Annotated in this window: 2 protein-coding genes; both read right to left on the bottom strand. The window is 42.4% G+C overall.

The features are described 5' to 3' along the window. Positions 1 to 582: 582 nt before the first annotated feature. A complete protein-coding gene (locus tag AB4589_RS10115; protein WP_102556544.1) occupies positions 583 to 1,416 on the bottom strand; it encodes a hypothetical protein in 834 nt (277 codons plus the stop codon). A gap of 411 nt (positions 1,417 to 1,827) precedes the next feature. Further along, a partial coding sequence (locus AB4589_RS10110) for a hypothetical protein (RefSeq protein WP_372100325.1) occupies positions 1,828 to 2,059 on the bottom strand: 232 nt, incomplete at its 5' end.

Raw genomic sequence — 2,059 nt, 5'->3', positions numbered from 1 at the left:
TCTTAGTATTCAAGGGGCCATTCATTTTGTAAAGCAGTAAGCTTAAGCGGCTGAATAAGAACTGTGATCATTTAATGAAATTAAGAAGAAAGCCTCTCACAGCGCCATACTGCTCTTTTTAGGCTGCAATATTGACAGCACTAAAAACCCTCGCCCTGCTAAGCCATACCATCCGGATGAAGGTGGACGTTAAGTAAGGAGATAATGAAAGGGAGCCACCTGACTCAGCGTTTAATCGAAGAAGGTACCTGTCGTATGACAAAAGAAAGGTATCGCGTCTGGCTTTTGCTTGTTCTTAAATATTTATATTTTTATTCATATTGTTATTCATTTTCATACGTAGTGTTCATAAGTGCAGTGCCTTATTGAGCACTATTATAGCGATTGTTTTTATCGAGCCTTTCTTGCACTACCTTTCTTATAAAAGACGGTGAATAGAAAACTCTGTCCCGAATAACGCTCAACGGACACGCGATCCACGAATAACGAGGTGGGTAAAACAAGAAAAATGAGAGATAAAACAGGGTAAGAAAGGTTCAGACGTGCGGATCCCTCCGCTTTCGCGGAGACAAAAATCGCCCTTTAACTAGGGGCAAGGTCGGGTTGATACTCACTAAAAAAGGCGGAGGTTGTTTGAGCGTACGTGTTTAATGTTGACGCATTGAAGATCTCTTGTATTCCTGACGCGATTTTACGAAAAGACAGCCAATGAAAGTTCAGTCCCTTCTTTGTTTGGCGTTTTCGTGTCGCGAGGATCAATTCGCTGATGTTGGGGTAACGCACGACTTTTAAGTCATTAAAGAAACGAATGGTAAACTGTTTGTATGAAGGGGCACTGCGTATCGTCCCTTCGTCTTGGTCGACACACACATTGATCCGCTCACTGTGATAATAGCCAGCACGCTGCAAATACTTCATCACTTTCGCAAAGGATTTGGGCGAAATATACTCGCCAAAGCGCAACGCATACTCTTCTTGAAGCTGATCGTAGCTGATGGGCTTCAACCCCGCTTCGGTGGGCAAACCAACACGCCCGCCAATGAGGTCGGTGTTCGGCAACATGCACGCTAATGCTTTCGCAATTAAGGTGCGACTCTGCACATTATTTATCGCTTCACCGCCCCATGCATTAAGTGACGGGAAACGATTGGGGTTGGTAATAAATTCTTCACACCCTTTTAAGATCCGCGCGTATTCTGGCGGTAGGGTTTCTACTTTACCGCTTCGAAGCAACCGGCGAGACTTGAATCCGATCTCAAAAGGCGTCTTAGGGTTCCGCGCGTTCTCTTCTGCAACGACACGATGATGCAATTCGATCAACTCCCGTTTCCGATCCTTACGCTTGCGGCGATACTCTGAATCGTAACTCGATTTATCGGAGGGGGTAGGGGAGGAGTCGTGTCCAGGCGTCTTCATAACATTCACCGTCCACGTTTAAAACACACAGCACTTCATCCCGAGGGATAAACAAGCGGTGTGATTGAGAATGTGTTGTTTGGGCTTTAGCCCATGCCATGATTGAGTCAAATGCGTCATATTTTGAGGTCCAATAGGTTTTTGAGGTTGTTCAGATTCCACACCAAACAATGAAATTTCAACCTATCTCAACCGAAAAAATAAATCAAACGCCGGTTTTTTAGACACAAAAAAGCCGTCTACTATTGGAAAGACGGCTTTTTTGCGAATGCTATATAGTCGAGTTGGAGGCCCAACACACTCTAAACCTTAAGAAAACACACTACATAAGGCACTACTGGTTAGCGAGCAATGTCGTGTGTTTTAACTTTATAGACCTCATGTAAGTATAGCGTGTCGTCGCCTGGTATTTCAATCTTTAAGTAACCTTGTGGTTTTTTCCTTTACATAATCTAAATAATACGCACGGATAAAAAACCGATAAATAACAAAAAGATAACAAATAACCTTAGAAAAATTTATAGCACATTGAGGGAGTGAAATTAAAATAATTAATCTATTAATTATGCCTAATAACAATAGCGCCAACATTAAAACCCCATTTATTTTCTTTAAAATCAGCACCTTAATTTGGTGCGTATTA

This window comes from Vibrio sp. 10N.222.49.A3, assembly GCF_041475145.1.
GTDB lineage: Bacteria > Pseudomonadota > Gammaproteobacteria > Enterobacterales > Vibrionaceae > Vibrio > Vibrio tasmaniensis_A.
The sequence above is the reverse complement of the archived record's forward strand: the minus strand, read 5'-3'. Positions and strand labels throughout refer to the sequence as shown.

Bases quoted from the DNA above. Each gene is read 5' to 3' on its own strand.
- AB4589_RS10115 (WP_102556544.1), bottom strand. From the start codon at position 1,416: ATGAAGACGCCTGGACACGACTCCTCCCCTACCCCCTCCGATAAATCG.